A 17,839-nucleotide genomic window follows, 5' to 3' on the forward strand; every position below is an offset into this window, starting at 1 on the left:
AGCGAGTAGGTAGAGAGCGTTTACTTTAGCGCGCGCTTGAAATATCTAATTTCTCAATCAACGACGGAAAACCCCAACCGTTCTCGCCTTCGACCACAGGTTCTCCGGTCAAATACTCAAACAGCGTTGGCGCTAAAGATCCGTTAGCTTCGATTTTCAATTGCTGAGAGTTATCGCCAATTGGCGCTCCCCAGAATCCGATGAAGGCATCTTTCTCTAAGTAATCCTCACCAGCATGACGCCCCGGTACCTTGGTGTTGTAGCCAATTCCCGCTTTAGGGAACAAGTTAACCGTGCCAGCCCTATCTTCAAGGTAGATATTAGCCAGTTGATTCACTGAATCTGGTCGAGGTGTTGGTTGCGTTAATGAAGTCCACTCAGCACTGCTACACCACGTTGTCACATCCGCCTTAACCGCTCGGTTAATACACTTTTCGACCAATTGAGAATACTGTGAAAAATCAGCTTCGCTTGGTGATGCTAGGTATGGATTTAACCTTTGCGTATTGAGCAAAATCGGCGCTCGGTTGTCTTCCAATGACTCATAGAAAAGCTTGTCACCTTCACGTGTGATCAATTCATCGACCCGTTTTAAATCACGATTGCCAATCACACGAACAGCGCAACGTTGTTGATCACATGTGCTTTCTCTTACGACCATATAATCAAGACTTTCAGGCAAGCGTTGCGCTATCTGATTAATGATGTCGATATTCTGACCAGCTGACGCTGCAATCGGAGACCACTGCGTGAGTTCTTGGTAAACAGGCTGAACCTGCCACCCTTGAGCCGAATTAAAGAAATCCATCATGAAGTTACCACCAGCCGTCGAGGCAACCACCACATCCAATTCTTTCGAGCTTGGGTAGCTTAGCGCATTGGTGATTTTAGGCCCTTCACCCTCGTCTGAAGATATCTTCTTAACCACAATTGGATACTCTAGCTCTGCTTGTAAGCCTTCAAATACCTGCTTTTCGGGATTGAGCGCGTAGAACACCGGCGTTAAACCATGATCCCCTGCCATGCCCCATAGCGTTTTATCGTAAACGCCGGCACTGCGGTAGGTCGCTTCAATCTGGCGAATCCAATAGTCCAGTCGGTTAAGCTCTCCAGTCGGCATCAGAATTTCGTCACTAAAAGGACCGGTAAAGTGTGCGAAGTGATCCGGCCATGGATTATAAACCAAGGTGTAGTCGGGCATCCCTTTTCCATCTAACTCGGCAAACTGAGTAATCAATTGTTTAACCTGAGCTCTCTTTGAAAACTTAGTGAAAAAATCAAAGCCAGATATAGACTGATACGCTTCAATATCTTCAATCAAGGCTTGACGCTTTTCTTGCAAAACCACTTCGACTTCTGAACGTTCTTGAAGCTCTTTAACGCAGCGTTTCTCACCATAATCACGCAGTGACTCACCCAAACCTAGGTTTACTAGCCCATCGTAAGTGGTGTGAGCATTCCAATCATATTGAGCGTTGCAGTTCAGCGTTTTGAGGTAATCAAGGCGATCAAACATGGTCTGCACCTTGTTGTTTGCCATCAACACATCCAACTGCAAGGCATCATTGCCGAAGAAGTAATACGCTCGGTCGATCTCTCGATCAACAAAGTGGAAATTAGGGATACCCGTGCCACCTTGACCCGATACTTTCGCGCCCGTTTTAATGATCGGTAGATTACGTACGCTGATCGTCGGAGTAGAAGAGATACCCACTCGGCTAATATTGTCTCGATGCTCTTGATAAAGTTTTTTGAAGAACGGAAGATAATTCGGATCACGGTAGGTTTGTTCAGACAGAACTTCCATGAACCTCACCTGTTGTTGATGTTCTGGCTCAATCACCGTTTCTAACTGAGGTTTATATTGCGCTCGGTTTTTATGGTTCTGATAAGCAACCGAAATGAAAGGTGAATCTTCATCGACCAACCCCTCGAGCAACCCTTGCTGTAAACCATCGACCGTCACTTGAACCGCAAAGCGCTTGTGCTGTTGGGATTCTAAGAATTGTATTAGCGCATCAGGCTGGTCACTGAACGCTTGCTGCATCCAATCATCAAGCGCCTCTGCACGTTCTTCTTTAAACACAAACTGTCGGTAGGCTTTCAGCAAGTTTAAGCGCACAAAATCAATAAGCGTGATGGTAAGAGCTTGTGCTTTGTTATTCGGCTTATCAGCGTTTTCTGGTTTACCATCTTCTGCAATCGCCAACATTGCAGATTTCATGTCGCCGTCATCCATTCCCAATGCCGCTTTACCGATCAAATCAACAATGATCGGTTGAATCTGAGCGATGATCGCTAGATCTTCAGGGCTATTGGTTAAGTATGTGTAATTCGCAGGGAGCGTGTCCATATCCTGCCAAACACCAATTTCGAATAACGCATCGTAGATAACCACCATGTTAGCAATGAACTGTTCATCGATACGAATACCTTCATGATGTCCCGTTGCTTCAGTCGAGGTATCTGGCTCGTGATGCTCTGAGGTTGGCTTATCTCCAACATGATAGAGGCTATGTTCAAAGCCCTTTAGCGCCTGCTTATCATAAACCGTCGACAAGTAAGATTTGAACACATCTTCACTGCCCAAGCCTGAATAGCGGTCGTAATAACTATAGAGAAAATAACCCAGAGGAATTGAGTACGTCGGGTTAGATAACTGAGCAACGACTCTGGCTTTTGTTTTGACATCTAAAGGGAGAGCGAGAATATACGCATCTAATGTAACGCCACCAATCGTGAAAAGAGCTGCATCACGAGTGAGTTTGGCAGAATAACTTAGGCTTGAAAGCACCTCATTTTTCAACACTTCACTGGAGCTAAAAACGCCACCAATGACGGGCGTTGTTGATATATCAGCGGCACTCGGAGCTGACGTAACCGCCAACGATAAGACACTGAATAAACTGGCGTAACTGCGAACGTGAGAATAAGAGCTCATCAAATTTCCTTTAGATCAACACACTTCTATAAATACGACTTATTGTTTCAGTTTCAACTGATTAGTCAACCTACGGCCACCTCTAAAGGTTATACAGACAACCAACACCTATAAAATATATATACATCTATAAATAATAACCACTTAGCCCAATCTGCAATTGACAGGAACGTCAATTACAAACACTAAACATTCACCATAGATATCACTCGCATATATAACTCAGCTAATTAGATATGTCTCTAGAATAAACACTCCTGCTATTTCCGCTATATACCGTTTTGATACATTTCTCATCAATGGCATTCAATTTATAAATAGTCATATTTATCAATGACATTCTCCCGATTGATTCCAGAGTAATAATTTTTTATCAATAACTTAATAGGAGAACTAACATGAATGGTCAACGTTCACTGTTAGCAGTGGCAATAGCCCTAGGGATAGCAGGATGTGGTAGCGACAGTTCGGATAGCTCTACAACTGATACTGGCGGTTCAACAGCAACTTCAGCGTCTTTAACAGCAAAAGCCGCTGATGGCTATTTGGTAGGAGCCAATGCGTGTTTGGATCTAAACAGCAATAAAGTTTGTGATAAGGATGAGCCAAGTGCCGTAACGGGTGACGATGGTTCGTTCACAATTGATAATCTAACTCAAGAACAACTTGAACAAGGTACTCTGTTGATCGAAGTGGTTGCTGGGCAAACCATCGATACCGATAACCCAGGTGTCGTTCTAAGCAAGAGCTATCGCTTAACTGCACCTCCAAAATCCGCATTTATTAGCCCATTAACGACTCTGATTCAAAATGAAATCGAGAGTGGTTCTTCGTTAGAAGAAGCCAAAACAGCTATTCAAGAGAAGTTGGGGACAACACTCGATTTAACGCAAGATTATATCGAAGCCAAAAACAATAATGACTTAGCCGATTCACAAAAAGCGGCCTTTGAAAACCTACACCGCGTAGCTCAAGTTACCGCTTCAGTCATGGCTGAGAACACTGATGCGTTATCAGAAACGGCAGCGGGCGCCGGTATTTCTGTAGAAGCACTCACCGCATTAATTGCAGAGGAAGTAACACGAGTTCTCGACGAAGTCGTTAAGAATATTGAAGCCGCTGGTGAAAACTTCGACCCAAGCGATATTGCGAACAATATCAATCACGATCACATCGACATCAATGACTCAAATCTCGAAGATAAAGTTAAAGAAAACGAAGCAAACAAAGGCTCTAAAAAAGCCGATCTCGCGAAGCTTATCAAAACAGACGGTATCAATTGGTTTGGCGGCGATAATGACACTGGCAAAGATTTAGTAGTTGCCTATGGAACATTGAAGTCTGATACAGATAACTCAGTTACCGATACCAGTTATATTTATGATTACTTTGCTGAGCAATTTGTTGAGTTTGAAGATACACCTGACACAAATAGCATGGTGTTAGGACAAAACGGTTGGGAAGCGAGCGATGACACCTTAACCAGCATTAAGCCGAACAAAGACGGCAGCTTAACTCTAGAATCTAGAAGCTCGATTTTTAGTGAAGTTGCTAGCGCTAAGCAATTAGATATCAGTGGGCTTAATGTTCGTTCCATCATGGATCAAACGGATGATGAGAACGTTTGGTCTAACATTATGCCTGTAGGTTTAAAATTCCCTGACAACACCACCGCATACAAATTGTCTATAGAAGATATCTACGACAATATTTATACCTTTTACAAGGGGGATTGGTGTGCTGAGTATAGCCCTGACCGCTATGAGGCACTCAATAACTCGTGCAACGGCATTAGCGCCTTTAAGAATGGCAGCGATACATGGCTTTCCACTTTGGCATCGACCATTGCTGAAGATGAATCAGACCGTCATGACACAGCGTCTAACAATCATGCTGACTTAATCCCAATGGCAGGTATGGAAAGTGCTGAAGTATTTGCACAGCTGCTTTCTAATGGCACCGTGGTTTATTATTCAAGAGCGTGGAATTTAGATTCTACATTATCCAAATTGTCAGAACTCGGTTCATGGAAAGATGTATCTTTGAACGGCGAGGTATTACGTCAGGTTACAATCCCTGAATCTATCCACTCGCAAGCTACATGGTCTAACTACCAAAAAGAAGATAATTCCGCTTACTTGTCTGTTGTCGAAGGCTTTGTACGTGTTACCTACAAGGAAGTTGAAGGTGCAGGCAGTGAGGCTTATGTTTTTGACGAAGCGACTAAGCAGTTCATTTTGGGTAACGCATTAACACCACAACCTTTACACCCTCTCAACCTACAGGCTTGTCTTGACTCGCTACCGGATGCTGAGTTCATTGCTACAGCTAATGACATCACGGTTTACGATGTACAACGCACGCCTATGTGGGAAGAAGCTCCTGTTACAGAGAACCTCACTTATGAGTTTACCTACTTGGGTGACACTTTCTCTTGGCTAGATAACGTTACGTTAGTTACTGGGCTTCCAAACTGGATTACTGACTTTACGGGAAGCCTAGAAAAAACGCGTATCGATATCAAAGATTCGGAAGATGTTTTAATGGGGTATGAGTACTCATATAGCTCTGAAGATCACTATCTAGGTCAAGAGGGCTTTAACTCTGATGATTCACTAGGTTGGGGGGCGGCTAAAGCAGTATTACCACTGACGATTACTGACAACCAAAAAATCATCAATCAAACGGTAGACTTTGGAACGTCAACTAACGCACCACTCGCCTCTCAGTTTGATTATTGGTGGGACCAAGGCAGCGGTGAAGAGTTCGAAATAGAGTACCCTGGATTAAGAACCGCTTCTGTAGAGACCTCACTAGACGATATTATCAACGGACAACCTTACTTTCTGCCCACTTTCAACTACCAAGAAACCTACTTAGGTAAAGAGGAAATCACGGTGCCAGCTGGTACTTTCGCTGCATGTAAAGTAACAAGTGAAACACAGTTCGAAAATGACGGGCCTCTTGACACTCAAACTACTTGGCTTACAAACCGAGGATCGATTAAATCCATTCGAGAGGAACAATCTTGGAGCATGTCGATTAATATGGAAGCAGCTAGCTTACCTTCTATTAAATAATCGATAGATAACATGAACAAGCCAATATGAGTTTGGCTTGTTCATTCTTCCATTAGTCTTTTAAGCCAACATCTTCATTTATCAAACTTGATAGCCTTTCCAACTAGCTACTTCGCTAATTAAACGCCCTAGCCACTCGCCCGTTGCTGCTCAATTCGTAATGGCCAATATAGGCTGGGATAAATACCGATTGCCCTTTAGTAAGGGTTAAATGCTCACCTTTCTGACTCATTAACGTTAAATCATCGTCAATCGCCATTAAGATTTCAGCACCGCTTGTGATGACTTCTTCTTGATGAGGGCGATGAAAGATATTGAAATCAAAATCACTGACAGGAATATCATAGCTATCACATTGCCCCAGTTTTGAGGGCGCTAACAACAAGCGATCAAACGGAATTGGCGTAAACTCTGTACACGCCACTAATTCAGCGACATCAATGTGTTTTGGCGTTAAACCGGCTCGTAGCACGTTGTCTGAATTTGCCATAATCTCAAGCCCGGTTCCCTTAATGTAAGCATGCGGAGTGTTCGCATTCAAATACATCGCTTCACCTGGCTTCAGTGTGATCAAGTTAAGCAGAAGAACACAAAACAGACCGATATCGTTCGGGTATTGCTGGCTAAGCTCAGTAACCAAAGCAAACTCAGCTTGGTCTTGATGAGATGCTGCGTAAGTCAGAAGTTGCTCTAATGCTCGGAGTTTACGTTGGTCATTCAACGTTAGCAGATCTCGGAAAAACGCTTCTAAGCCTAGAGAATCAAGATTGTTACCAAACTCTTCAACCAAACCAGCCAGTTCGCTCGAATCCAACTTTTTGAACAGACCTAATATTTCCTCGAACTCTCGAAAGCCATTCATCGCTTGGTATTCAGTGATCGCGTAAACCAATTCAGGTTTGTGGTTAGAGTCTTTGTAATTACGGTGCCCTGCGTTTAGGGGAATGCTTGCTTGCTCTTCTCTAGCAAAGCCAATTTCGGCTTGACGCTTGTTTGGATGAACCTGAACCGATAGTGCCTTTTCTGCTGCCAAGATCTTAAACAAGAAAGGTAGCTCACCAAACTCCTGCGCAATATCAGTAGATAAATAAGCCGGTTTATTCTTGTTAATCAGCTCAGATAGAGGCACCAAATGTTGGTCAAGTTTAACCATTGAGCAACCCTTCGGATGCGCTCCCATCCAAACTTCCGCTTGCGGCTCTTGTGTCTCATTCTTAAAGCCAAACAGCTCACGTATCGAAGAAATGCTCCCCCATGCATAATTTTGGATGGTGTTTTCCATTGGGAAAAATGAGTGTTCTGAGAAGTGGCTGAGTGACATGGCGTTTTCCGTAGTGAGCTCGTTGAACACAATTCAGAGAGCTGATTTCTAATAACGTAAATAATTAGAAAGACTACAGAGAGCAGCTAGAACCCACATGAGATGAGGTCTTAGACGCAATAGGAAAAATTCTTAGAAACAGGTGAGATCGATGAAAAGCGTGAAAAGAGTCACATTTGAATATCACGCGTAGAAAGCGCTGAGAATAAGATAGCGGCTTGTATCGCACCGGTTGCAATAGCGATGCAAGCAACAATACAAACACCAGCGACTATCTTGTTATCGGGAAGGATCCTTAAAAGCCAGAGCGAACCTCTGCACTTTTCTGAGGTGATTGAGCTTGTAGGAAAGGCAGTAACAGCAAGCCAATAACGGCCGCACAAGTAGAGATGGTAATGAAGAACCCACTCCAGCCGTAAGCTTCTAGAACGAGCGCTAATGGGTAACCAGAAAGTGCTGCTCCCATATAAGCAAACAAGCCAACAAAACCTGTCGCCGCCCCGGCAGAGTCTTTATGTGAACATTCCGCCGCCGCCATGCCAATAAGCATTTGAGGGCCAAAAACAAAAAAGCCAACGCAGAATAGCCCAGCCGCTTGAAACACAAAGTTGGTTAAAGGCATAAGCCATAAAGCCGAAACCGAAAGGAAGATGCCAATCGCAAACAAGATGTTCATTGGACCGCGGTTGCCACCAAACAACCTATCCGATCCCCACCCAGCAACAAGTGAACCAACAAAACCTCCTATCTCGAACAGAGACAAGGCAGCGTTGGCGTTGATCAAACTGTAATCGTGTTCTTCGGTGAGGTATAAATTGCCCCAGTCGTTAACTGCCGTTCTTACGATGTAAACCAACACATAACTAAAGGCGAGCAACCAAATGTACTTATTGCTGAACACATAGGTTTTCAGGATCTCTCGATAGCTTAACCCTTGCCCATGGCTCTCTTGCGCTAATTCCAGGTGATCACTGCGCCACTTCCCTACCGTCGGAAGTCCCATGGTGGTGGGCTTGTCACGTAAGCGCCAGCAGACAATAAGACCGATAAAAACACCAATCACACCCGGCCAGATAAACCCAGCTCGCCAACTGAACTGCAGCGTTAGATAACCCACAAGAATAGGGATAAGCGCTCCACCAACGTTGTGCGCTGTATTCCAGATTGCCCAGCGAAAGCCTCTTTCGGAGCGAGAATACCAAGTCGTCAATAACTTGGAACACGATGGCCAGCCCCAACCTTGGAACCATGCATTCAGTACCCATAGCGAGATAAAAGCCGCTAACGAACTCGAAAAGCCAAACGCGATGTTTATCAGACCAGTCGCGATTAGGCCAAGCCCCATGAAGTAACGAGGGTTCGACCGATCCGATATCGTGCCTGAGATAAATTTCGATAAGCCATAAGAAAGATAAAAGAGCGTGCCAATTAAGCCGATATCGCCTTTGTCCAAACCTAGATCGGTGATCATTGCAGGCGCGGCGTAATTAAAGGTTTTACGAGTGAAGTAAAAACCCGCATAGCCGACATACATTCCTATCATGATGTGAAGGCGCCAATAGCGATAACTCTGATTGACCTCATCATCAGTTAGAGCATCACTCTCTGACGTTGTTGAGCGCAGAAATCCAAACATATTCGTTCTCACACTTTAGGTAATGTAACGCTGATATTGGTACCCGAAGATGAGCCATTAGCGTTGATTGTCATCTTGCCGCCGAGCGCCTGAACACGCTCTTGCATACCGCGAACACCCATTCCTTTGAGAAGATCTTGCGCTGTAAAACCAATGCCATTATCTGATATCTGAAGATAAGCCTGGTCACCTAAAAGCAGTTCAATTCTGATTTCGCTCGCGTTGGCGTATTTAGAGGCATTGTTTAGAGATTCTTGGCACAGCCTGAAGATAGTGACCTTAAGCGTGTCACTCAAACACGAGTAATCACCTTGCCAATTTAACTGAATATCAACGCCGTGATCCGAAAACTCCATCTCTCGAATAAGCTGTTCCACGGAATCTTTTAGGTCCAGATCGTCCAGCATCTTAGGTCTTAATTTTGTAAGTAGACGTTTGGTGGTGTCATAAACATTCAAAGATAATGATTCAATGGTACCCGCACAGCGAACGCTCATCTCAGCCGCGTCGACACGTTTAATAATGCTTGCCTGAGTACGAATTGCCGTGATGTTTTGGCCGATTTCATCATGCAGTTCACGCGCAATATCACGACGAACCGACTCTTCAGCGGTAACTAACTGACGTGAAAGGTTTTGATTTCTGGAGAGTTCACTTCGCAATTTGGAGTTGAGATCTTTCTGCTTTTGAACCGCTAAACCAAGCAGTATACCTGTGATGGTTTGAGCAGATAGAGACAAGAGTAAGTCGGTAATTTCGAGTTTGGATGTTCCGCTGTGGGCTGCAATCAACGCGACACTATTTAACATTGTTGCAAGCAGAGCACCTTGCCATCCATAACGAACGGCCAGCAAGATAATAGGGATCGCCATACAGAATGGGGCAAAGCGCCTTAGCTCATCAGGCAAACTGGTTTGTATCAAAATACTGGCGACCAACAAGACGCTATATAAAGCGATGTGACGGATTTTGAACTCTACAACATTATGGATTAAGTAAGAGCCCAGTGGTGACCACTTGTTTTGGAATAGATAGTTCCAGACTAGATAACACATCGGCACCAGCATCAGTCCGCCAGTAATACTCACCAACCACACCATGTAAACAGCCGGAACATGAGAACCCACAACGGCAACATTAATGAATGCTGTGACCATGATTAAGCTCGCCATCACTAACAAGTGACGATTCTGGTCACCAGAATAATAACGCTTGGCAATTAGCGTGGCAGGAATACTCAATCCACTGGCGATGAGTATCGTCAGCCATTGAGGTTCATCAAGTAGCAGAGCTAAAGCGATCGCAAGCCCCCACTCGGCAATATAGATAGCAGGCCAATAGTGAGTGCGAGTGTGCAGCGTCATTCCCAATCGAAGTGAAAACGGGAAAAGCAGAATGGCTAACTCAGGGTCATTAATAAAATAGAAGGCAATAACCCACAAACAGAACCATGCACAACCAGCCATAAAAACCCCACACAGGGAGGTGGCTAGGTAAGAACGCATTAATACTGGTCTTGTGTAAACAATTTAGCTAACTCGACGTTGTTCTTAACATTGAGTTTGTCCATAGCATTGGCACGGTGTACATGCACCGTTTTATGGCTAACCCCTAGCTCTACGGCAATAGATTTTACATCGAGCCCTGTCGCCAATAACTGACACACTTCGCTTTCTCTGCGGGTGAGCTGATTTAAAGAGGCTTTATTCTTCATGGGCGTCGCAAGCTTTATGGCGATATCGGGCGTGAGATAACAGCCACCATTTGCGCTCGTGTGTACGGCTTGGATTAACTCATCAGGGCTACAGCGCTTGCTGAGATAACCTTTGGCTCCTAACTCTAATGACTTCTCAACCATCGCCGGCGAGTCATGAACGCTCAACATGATGCTGGCAATGCCAGATGGAATCTCTTCCAATAAGCTCAGGCCACTTTCGTCTTGCATTGAGATATCTAAGATCACGACATCAGGGTGACAACTTGGCAATCCTAGGCGCGCTTCTGCCGCAGAGTTGAATTCCCCCACGACCGTAATATCAGCTTCAAGACTGAGTAATTGAGCAAAGCCAGATCGAACAATGACGTGGTCATCAACAAGCGCAACATTAATCATGATATTAACCAAAATTAAGAGTAAGAAAGAAAAATAGCCCCAACAGGAGCTATCTAAAATTAAGTTTATTAATAGAGATGATACTGAATCGAACTAACGATTGGTATGATCTCACGTGCTTTAAACCAATAAAGCACGTGAGACTCGCTACGCGTTTTGAGACGCTAAGTGTATTTTCTTAGCGTGGCGAATCTTCTTCTCTTCCGCAACCGCAACGAATAGCAGTAACACGATACAAATGGCAGCTGACGTATCAAGCGCTGCGAACGTGCCTTTCCAACCCGTTAAGCCAAAAATAGGTGTGCCGTCTGCAATCATACCTAGGCCAAGTTTGGCAAAGCTGTCACCAATTAAGTAAGCAAATGTACCTTTCACGCCATCCGCAACGCTGATTGCTTTCTTAGGCACGAAACCTACTGCAGCAACACCAATCAGCAACTGAGGACCAAATACTAGGAAACCAAGCACAAACAGTGATGCTAGGTACATGAACTCACTGGTTGCATGCTGGTAGAACTCTAGCGAAACGATAATCAGGCCAAGCGATACACAAGCAACCAAAGCACGGCGTCCGTTCGCAAGGTCTGACAGATAACCCCACATTAACGTACCGACCAGTGCACCAACCTCAAACAGAGTGAAGCCTGAAATCGCGGTTTCTTTTGATAGACCTAGCTCTTGATACGCATAAACGGTAGACCATTGATCGATACCGATACGAACAATGTATAAGAAGATATTCGCGAAGCAGAGCAACCAGATCACTTTGTTTTTCAGGATGTATTCAACAAAGATCTCTTTCTTAGTCATTTGATTTTCTTCAGCAGCCGTATCTTCTTCGCTGACTTCTTCATCAAACAACTCTTCAACCGTACCTAGACCATAGGCTTCTGGAGAGTCATTACCAAAGCGCATACCAATAAAGCCAACCACAATCGCAATGATTGATGGGAACACGAACATACCGATCACGTTGCCATCAAAAAGGTAGTTAGCACCGAACAGAGCAACACCAGCGGCACCTGCGCCACCCACGTTGTGCGACATATTCCAAAGGCCTAAATAAGAACCACGCTTGTTACGAGGCGTCCATTTAGTGATGGTCGAGTAGCTTGAAGGACCGCCGGTACTTTGGAAGAAACCACTCAACGCATAGAAGGCAACCATCAAGAATAAGCTAGCACTGCCACCGCCCATACTGAAGCTGAAGCCCAACATAGCGATACCAGAAAGGACAAGCATGAATGGCAGGAACTGCTTGGTGTTTTTACCATCGGCATAATAGGAAACGACGGTTTTACCGATACCGTAAGTGATAGAGAAACCCAGACCGATAAGACCTAGATCCGTCATCGATAATCCATAAGTAGAAATCATGTCGTTTTGCGCGACATTGAAGTTCTTACGGATCAAATACATGGTTAGATAACCAATGAACACGACGAGGTAAGATTGTAGGAATGGTTTAAACCACATTTTTCTTCTAGTTTCGACCGGAAGATCCAGCGTCGGTTTTCGAACCTGATCTAGGAACTTTAACATTGTGAACTCTCTTATTTTTTGTGAGGTCTGCACGGCATAATTGCGGCCATACATTGTTTGTTAGTTGACCGTGAAATAATAAGGAGTCTAAAAATCGACCGCATGAGAGAGGGTCTTAGAATAACTAGGAAAAACTCTTAGTTCAGAATTGGGAGTCAAGAAAGCGTGAACAGCATCACTTTGTTTACGGTCTGTTATGGATTGATATTACGATAACAAAAGTCACTCATTTCAGGGCTGACGAACCTTGTAAATAAACAGAAACGAGTGGATTACTTCACTAAAAAAACACCAGTATCGGTTCATCACCATAAAACTCCATGGTCATGGTGTGTCCGATACTGGTTCAGCATTCATTCTGATTAAAATAGATTCAATAGGCTTGTTACGTTTCGCGTGAATCGTACTACAGTCGCTTGCCGCTACCGTCTTCCCACATTACTTCACATTCATCTTTGATGGCAGCTTTTAATAATTCAACCAGTGGGAACGCTCGACTACCGATATTAACAGGCGCTTCAACCACCTCTTCTTCATTGTCGTCATCAGTATTTTCATGCTCTACGGACTTGCTCTGCTCTGCTGCAATAGCAGCACGTAGATTATCCAGAGCTTGAGGAACCTCTGAAGCATCCATAGCACCTGGGATGGAGCCGCTATGCCCAAGCATCTTGATGAACTGGAGGCCGACTTCACCAAACATCGTGACACTAGCATGAGCTTTACAACTAAAGGTAATTAACATAATGAGCCTTTCTTAATTTTGGTCGTTTACAAACTATGTGGAGTAACTCTCTGGAAAGCAAGTAGATAAACATCAAACAACGGTTACAAGTTTGATGCTTAAATCTAATCTTCTAGAGATGACCAGCACCATCGGTGATATACATCACTATTTGGAATTGATTGAACAGCCTTTCATATGAAACCTTGATAGTAGTCACACTAAATAGACATCTAAGCCTCTGCATAGCTTGTTATTTAATCTACTATTAACACCATTATCAAAAACTTTGGCACAGATCACATGAAAAGGCTCGTCGGCAGGCACCTAGAAGAAATGGCGGACATACGATCCACCCGCAAGCAAAAAATTGTCCACTCCTTTTCACTGACTGCCGCTGCGTTATTCATTTTCTATACTTGGGCTTACTTCGAAGGCGAGCATTACACGCTGTCAATATTCGAATTGTGCTTCGCCATCATTGCCATTTCTAACGCTTTATATGTAAGAAAAGTCATCAATCCTGAGTATTCCGAATTGATTCTGAGTGGTGTTCTTCTAGTTCAGGGCGTCATCCTATTCTTGTACAGTCACGCCATCCCAGATCGCATCCTCTGGCTCTACCCAATTCTGGCCGCGGTCATTTTCATTAATGATTTCAGAATTGGCATAATCTTCAGCACCTCGTTTTGCCTGTTCATCAGCACCTTGATTACAGCAATGCCCAACAATTTTTCTTTACCATTTAACAGCACACACAGATTTTTCCTTAGCTTATTTACCATGAGCTTGGTGTGCCACACATCCGCCTATTACTACACAAAAGCCGTCAGTTATATTCAACGCCTGTATAAAGAAGGCATTGAAGATCTCGCTTACAGAGATCAGTTAACCGGCTTGGCAAACCGTTGGAGCTTTGAACGCTGGGCGACAGAAAAACTAGCCACCGTGGATAGTGAGCGATCACTTACGGCATTGGTCTTTTTGGATATAGATGACTTTAAAGGCATTAACGACAGCTACGGGCACGATGTGGGAGACAGTGTCTTACAGCATTTTGCCAATCGCTTGAGCAACAACATTCGAACCAGAGACAGAAAAAGCCATGAATACGATTATTCCATCGCGCGCTTTGCTGGAGACGAGTTTGTTCTGATGCTCTACGATGTGCCAACTCGTAAAGATCTAGACGGCATTCTAGATAGGATCTGCGGGCTGTTCGAAAGCGGCTGCCAAACAAACGAGAGAATCAAGGAATTGACGTTAAGTGTTGGGGTTGCTTTGTATCCGCAAGATGCCCAAGAATTACATGAGCTGACGAGATGTGCTGATAAAGCGATGTATGTTGCCAAGCATTCAGGAAAAAACCGATATGCTTATTATCACGACAACCCAGTATCGACCCTGATAGAAGAACTACCAACGAGCCTTGTTAGCTCAGCACCGGATTCATCTGAACTTGAAGATTGCTTTGAAGCGAAGATCGAAGGGAACAATGTTACGCTATTAAAAACGCGCCAACGCTAGCCATTCCTATAACGGAGCGGCGCTGCTAACCTGCAAGGTACATAAGCCAAAGACTCACTAACCCGATCATAATAATCCATATGACTTGACGTGTTCGGTTTGGGTTATTCCCTTTAGGTCGCCTCACCACGGTTTTAAAAGCGGCTTGCTTAGCTGACTGAATAAACGGCGCTTCTATCTCACGTTTTTTCACGCGGCGTTTAACTGCGCTGTTTGCAACCTCTGTAAAGCGCTGGCTTTGCTCCGTTGTAAAGTCGTTATCAAAACCTATCCGACCATGCCTTTCGCCATGTTTTTGCTGAACTGCCATAGCGGCCTCCTTGGCGATATACTCTCTATTAAGTATAGACATAATTTCATATTGTTACCTGTTCAAGATTTTCGAATAAGTCACTCAACGCTGTGCCATCTTCTTTTTAAATCAAATTACATAAACTACAGCTATTCAAGTTTATGAGGGTTTCAAAATGACGAATGTAAGAGCAGTAGATCATGTGATTACAGCACATGCCACCTCAGATGGTGATGGCGTCAAAATCCAACGACTCGCAGGTTTTAATAACGCACGTTTCTCTCCATTTTTAATGATTGATGAACTGAAGTCGGATGAAAGCAAAGACTATGTTGGCGGCTTTCCTCCACATCCTCACCGTGGGATAGAAACGCTCACTTACATGCTCCAAGGTCACTTCCAACACAAAGACCATATGGGGAATGTTGGAGAGCTACGCAGCGGTGGCGCTCAATGGATGGCCGCAGGCCGTGGTGTCATTCACAGCGAAATGCCAATGATGGAAGAAGGTGCGCTGCATGGTTTTCAGATTTGGATAAACCAACCTGCGACACACAAAATGCAGCCAGCTCAGTATCACGATTTCCAAAGTGAAAGCATCGCGGAGCATCAAAGTGAACAAAGTGGTTTGTTAAGAGTGATAGCCGGTGGGTTTGAACTGCATAACCAAACTAACGATGATTCAGAGGCTTTACGAGCGCAAGGTCCATTGCAGAAAACAGGTGTGCCATTAAGCGTTGCGGATTGGCGCTCTCATGCTGGGCAAAAAGTGACGTTAGGGACTAATGTTAATCACAATGCCATGACTTATGTGTACCGAGGCAGCATTAAGATCGGCGACAAAGTGATCAAGCAAGGTCAGCTTGCCCTGCTCACCAAAGCTGAATGGCTTTCTTTAGACAGCTTAGAAGATTCAGGTGTACTGGTTTTTTCTGGTGAACCGATTAATGAACCTGTTGTGCACTATGGTCCGTTCGTCATGAATTCAATGGAAGAGATTGAACAGACGATTCAGGATTACAACAACGGCGTATTTGAGACTTACTGATTTACAGATGTCTGTCTTTGAGATTTGAATTGAAGATTGAAGATTGAAGATTGAAGATTGAAGAGATTTTGCAACGAACAACGATTTGGTCATCCATTTGATGACTGCAAAAACAAGTGACACTATCCACTGCCGGTTACTATCACTTATTTAACCACGCTCCTAGAGCGTGGTTTTTTTCTATTAAATCAGAGACAAACGATTCCCTGATTAAACGAATTTAAAGCGAGTTACAGATATTCACACAGGTAAGCTGTCGCTTCTTTTACCTGTAAGTCGAATGAAGAATCACCCGCAACGTCAAAAGACTCACCAGATTGGTATGTCGTCCAGTCATCATCGCCAACACGCTTTACAATTAAAGCACCTTTAACAACGGTCATCTTTTCTGGAGCCGCAGTACCGAACGTGTATTCGCCAGCCGCCATCACACCAACACTCACATCAGCACCAGCTTGGTTAAACGCTAACGACTTAACGCCACCTTCAAAGTATGTGTTTTCTTTAATCATTGTACTTCCTTGTTATCTCAAAATTGCAATTATTGGACTCAACGAATGAGCCTATGCGTAAATCTAGGTGATAATTGTTTTAACCAATTCGAGACTGTCCTACAAGAAATAAATACGCATAGCTTAGGCATTTCTTGAATTCGCTTTCATTGATAACGTAAATACCAAGGAATCAGGCAAAAAATCGCCAACGCAACCAAATTTATTGGAACATTCGATCCTGCTTCTAACTCTTATAACAATTTTTGCAAACTAAGGTTTTAGTTAATAGAATCTAAAATAATATCAGTGGGAAAATGAAGAAATAATGGCAAAAAAGTCGATCAAAAGCAGAGATTTATTTGCCAACTCGTTACTCTACAGCTTCCTATTAGCTGGTTTTATGATTGCCCTCACCGCGGGCTATTTTGCTTACCAAGCCCACCAACAATCTGTCAGCCCAAGCAATGTCTATGGCACATGGATAGAGATTGCAGCACCACCTTACAATACTGATACCCTGACACTTTCAGATAATGGTGTGATGATGAATCATCGCCTCATTGCTACCTCGTTTGATTTTGATGGCAAGATTGTCACGATTAGCACAGGCTCTGGAACCACCGTTTACACCATCAGTGGTACTTACGATTCTCCTCGCTTGAAGCGACTAGAGCCAAGCGTACCATCTCAGCAATTTATTAAAGAAGGCTACGAGGATACTGCAGTTGGTGATACCCACAGTGTGATGCAACAAAGACGGGCTTCTTTAGCCGAGCAATTCAAAAGATAATCCCCTTCTCAATCTTCTTCAGTCGTCTAAATAACAGCCATCTAAATAATAGTCTTCTCCGTAAAAAGTATTCTCCGCATCACTACTTTCATATTTACCTACCGATCTGCACCGCTCACCCAGCACACTTCGCTTTGTGATACTGCTTCAACTTGCGATATTTTCTTATCGTTTGTCGCATCTTTGCATAACTTCATGTCGTGGATTTTCACTTATGAGATTTTACTTCTGAAGGGTGTTTTATTTTATAAAACATGGACTCAGCCTCTCACTCATTAAGCAACATAATTGTAACGAAATACTATTTTTTAGTTGTCCATCGAAAACGGAT

General features: G+C 43.8%; 13 protein-coding genes. 4 read left to right on the forward strand and 9 right to left on the reverse strand.

Going from position 1 to position 17,839, the window contains the following annotated elements; translation table 11 throughout:
- Positions 1 to 25: 25 nt before the first annotated feature.
- Positions 26 to 2,941 carry an alkaline phosphatase family protein gene (locus AB4384_RS16655; RefSeq protein WP_372129842.1) on the reverse strand — a complete coding sequence of 972 codons (2,916 nt, stop codon included), beginning with the start codon at positions 2,939 to 2,941 and terminating at the stop codon, positions 26 to 28.
- A gap of 398 nt (positions 2,942 to 3,339) precedes the next feature.
- Between AB4384_RS16655 and AB4384_RS16660 the strand changes: the two genes are divergently transcribed.
- Entirely contained in the window at positions 3,340 to 6,021 is a 2,682-nt protein-coding gene (locus AB4384_RS16660) for a hypothetical protein (RefSeq protein ID WP_372129843.1), read from the forward strand.
- 115 nt (positions 6,022 to 6,136) lie between these two features.
- On the opposite strand, the gene manA is transcribed toward AB4384_RS16660, so the two are convergent.
- The 6 genes from manA to AB4384_RS16690 all read right to left on the reverse strand — a co-directional run bounded on the left by manA (position 6,137) and on the right by AB4384_RS16690 (position 13,378).
- Positions 6,137 to 7,342 (reverse strand): mannose-6-phosphate isomerase, class I, encoded by a 1,206-nt coding sequence (manA, locus tag AB4384_RS16665; protein ID WP_108117161.1) that lies wholly within the window; start codon positions 7,340 to 7,342, stop codon positions 6,137 to 6,139.
- Positions 7,343 to 7,637: 295 nt separating this feature from the next.
- Positions 7,638 to 8,978: an MFS transporter gene (locus AB4384_RS16670; RefSeq protein ID WP_017072383.1), complete on the reverse strand. Its 1,341-nt coding sequence runs from the start codon at positions 8,976 to 8,978 to the stop codon at positions 7,638 to 7,640.
- 8 nt (positions 8,979 to 8,986) lie between these two features.
- Positions 8,987 to 10,483 carry a signal transduction histidine-protein kinase/phosphatase UhpB gene (uhpB, locus tag AB4384_RS16675; protein ID WP_372129844.1) on the reverse strand — a complete coding sequence of 499 codons (1,497 nt, stop codon included), beginning with the start codon at positions 10,481 to 10,483 and terminating at the stop codon, positions 8,987 to 8,989.
- Positions 10,483 to 11,091 (reverse strand): transcriptional regulator UhpA, encoded by a 609-nt coding sequence (uhpA, locus tag AB4384_RS16680; protein WP_017061545.1) that lies wholly within the window; start codon positions 11,089 to 11,091, stop codon positions 10,483 to 10,485. Before uhpA ends, uhpB begins: the two co-directional genes overlap by 1 nt.
- 147 nt (positions 11,092 to 11,238) lie before the next feature.
- Positions 11,239 to 12,633: a hexose-6-phosphate:phosphate antiporter gene (gene uhpT, locus AB4384_RS16685; RefSeq protein ID WP_017061544.1), complete on the reverse strand. Its 1,395-nt coding sequence runs from the start codon at positions 12,631 to 12,633 to the stop codon at positions 11,239 to 11,241.
- A 406-nt stretch (positions 12,634 to 13,039) separates the two neighbouring features.
- Positions 13,040 to 13,378 (reverse strand): DUF1840 domain-containing protein, encoded by a 339-nt coding sequence (locus AB4384_RS16690; RefSeq protein ID WP_017061543.1) that lies wholly within the window; start codon positions 13,376 to 13,378, stop codon positions 13,040 to 13,042.
- Positions 13,379 to 13,693: 315 nt separating this feature from the next.
- On the opposite strand from AB4384_RS16690, the gene AB4384_RS16695 reads away from it, so the two are divergent.
- Entirely contained in the window at positions 13,694 to 14,884 is a 1,191-nt protein-coding gene (locus AB4384_RS16695) for a GGDEF domain-containing protein (RefSeq protein ID WP_102321386.1), read from the forward strand.
- Positions 14,885 to 14,909: 25 nt separating this feature from the next.
- On the opposite strand, the gene AB4384_RS16700 is transcribed toward AB4384_RS16695, so the two are convergent.
- Positions 14,910 to 15,194, reverse strand: a complete 285-nt coding sequence (locus AB4384_RS16700; RefSeq protein ID WP_017061541.1) for a hypothetical protein — start codon at positions 15,192 to 15,194, stop codon at positions 14,910 to 14,912.
- 157 nt (positions 15,195 to 15,351) lie between these two features.
- On the opposite strand from AB4384_RS16700, the gene AB4384_RS16705 reads away from it, so the two are divergent.
- Complete coding sequence (locus AB4384_RS16705; RefSeq protein ID WP_372129845.1) at positions 15,352 to 16,224, forward strand: pirin family protein; 873 nt, start codon at positions 15,352 to 15,354, stop codon at positions 16,222 to 16,224.
- Positions 16,225 to 16,454: 230 nt separating this feature from the next.
- Here AB4384_RS16705 and AB4384_RS16710 read toward each other — a convergent pair whose 3' ends face one another.
- Complete coding sequence (locus AB4384_RS16710) at positions 16,455 to 16,736, reverse strand: pyrimidine/purine nucleoside phosphorylase (RefSeq protein WP_017089998.1); 282 nt, start codon at positions 16,734 to 16,736, stop codon at positions 16,455 to 16,457.
- Between the two features lie 307 nt (positions 16,737 to 17,043).
- On the opposite strand from AB4384_RS16710, the gene AB4384_RS16715 reads away from it, so the two are divergent.
- A complete protein-coding gene (locus AB4384_RS16715; RefSeq protein WP_017094226.1) occupies positions 17,044 to 17,508 on the forward strand; it encodes a DUF2850 domain-containing protein in 465 nt (154 codons plus the stop codon).
- Positions 17,509 to 17,839: the final 331 nt, after the last annotated feature.

The sequence above is a fragment of the Vibrio sp. 10N.261.51.A4 genome, from assembly GCF_041471945.1.
Classification (GTDB): domain Bacteria; phylum Pseudomonadota; class Gammaproteobacteria; order Enterobacterales; family Vibrionaceae; genus Vibrio; species Vibrio crassostreae_C.

Excerpts from the sequence above, each read along its gene's own strand:
- AB4384_RS16655 (WP_372129842.1), bottom strand. The coding sequence starts at position 2,941 with ATGAGCTCTTATTCTCACGTTCGCAGTTACGCCAGTTTATTCAGTGTC.
- AB4384_RS16660 (WP_372129843.1), top strand. The coding sequence starts at position 3,340 with ATGAATGGTCAACGTTCACTGTTAGCAGTGGCAATAGCCCTAGGGATA.
- manA (WP_108117161.1), bottom strand. The coding sequence starts at position 7,342 with ATGTCACTCAGCCACTTCTCAGAACACTCATTTTTCCCAATGGAAAAC.
- AB4384_RS16670 (WP_017072383.1), bottom strand. The coding sequence starts at position 8,978 with ATGTTTGGATTTCTGCGCTCAACAACGTCAGAGAGTGATGCTCTAACT.
- uhpB (WP_372129844.1), bottom strand. The coding sequence starts at position 10,483 with ATGCGTTCTTACCTAGCCACCTCCCTGTGTGGGGTTTTTATGGCTGGT.
- uhpA (WP_017061545.1), bottom strand. The coding sequence starts at position 11,091 with ATGATTAATGTTGCGCTTGTTGATGACCACGTCATTGTTCGATCTGGC.
- uhpT (WP_017061544.1), bottom strand. The coding sequence starts at position 12,633 with ATGTTAAAGTTCCTAGATCAGGTTCGAAAACCGACGCTGGATCTTCCG.
- AB4384_RS16690 (WP_017061543.1), bottom strand. The coding sequence starts at position 13,378 with ATGTTAATTACCTTTAGTTGTAAAGCTCATGCTAGTGTCACGATGTTT.
- AB4384_RS16695 (WP_102321386.1), top strand. The coding sequence starts at position 13,694 with ATGGCGGACATACGATCCACCCGCAAGCAAAAAATTGTCCACTCCTTT.
- AB4384_RS16700 (WP_017061541.1), bottom strand. The coding sequence starts at position 15,194 with ATGGCAGTTCAGCAAAAACATGGCGAAAGGCATGGTCGGATAGGTTTT.
- AB4384_RS16705 (WP_372129845.1), top strand. The coding sequence starts at position 15,352 with ATGACGAATGTAAGAGCAGTAGATCATGTGATTACAGCACATGCCACC.
- AB4384_RS16710 (WP_017089998.1), bottom strand. The coding sequence starts at position 16,736 with ATGATTAAAGAAAACACATACTTTGAAGGTGGCGTTAAGTCGTTAGCG.
- AB4384_RS16715 (WP_017094226.1), top strand. The coding sequence starts at position 17,044 with ATGGCAAAAAAGTCGATCAAAAGCAGAGATTTATTTGCCAACTCGTTA.